General features: G+C 41.2%; 1 protein-coding gene. It reads left to right on the top strand.

What is annotated here, in order from left to right; translation table 11 throughout:
* A partial coding sequence (locus tag ACWIX0_RS13975; RefSeq protein ID WP_454174585.1) for a methyl-accepting chemotaxis protein occupies positions 1-706 on the top strand: 706 nt, incomplete at both ends.

The raw sequence follows: 706 nt of genomic DNA, 5'->3' as shown, positions 1-706 counted from the left end.
TAGGCAAAGACCTAAACGAAATCAATCGTGTATTTGATAGCTACACAAAGTTAGATTTTACTACCGAGATTCCCAATGCTAAAGGTAGAGTAGAAGTAGTTACAAACACGCTAGGTGCAGAAGTAAGAAAAATGCTAAAGACTTCACTAAACTTTGCAAACTCTCTAAATGAACAAAGCAACAAACTAGAGCAAGCCGTAGCCTCTCTTACCCAAAGCTCAAACTCTCAAGCCACAAGCCTAGAGCAAACAGCCACCGCAGTAGAGGAAATCACCTCTTCTATGCAAAATGTATCCCAAAGAAGCAATGAAGTCATAAACCAAACAGAAGACATTAGAAATGTCATAGGTATCATACGAGACATCGCAGACCAGACAAACTTACTAGCTCTAAATGCAGCGATTGAAGCAGCAAGAGCAGGTGAGCACGGCAGAGGGTTTGCAGTCGTAGCAGATGAAGTGAGAAAGCTAGCAGAGCGCACAGGAAAATCACTAGGCGAGATAGAAGCAAACACAAACCTCCTAGTCCAATCAATCAATGATATGGCAGAATCTATCAAAGAGCAAACCGCAGGTATCACTCAAATAAATGACGCAATCACTAGCCTAGAGAGTGTAACCCAAGAAAATGTAAGCATAGCCAATGCTAGCTCACAAATCTCTACAAGTGTATCAAATATCGCCAAAGCAATACTAGATGATGCAAA

The sequence above is a fragment of the Helicobacter sp. T3_23-1059 genome, assembly GCF_053654515.1.
Note: the sequence above shows the minus strand (reverse complement) of the source record. Positions and strands in the feature narration are given on the sequence as shown.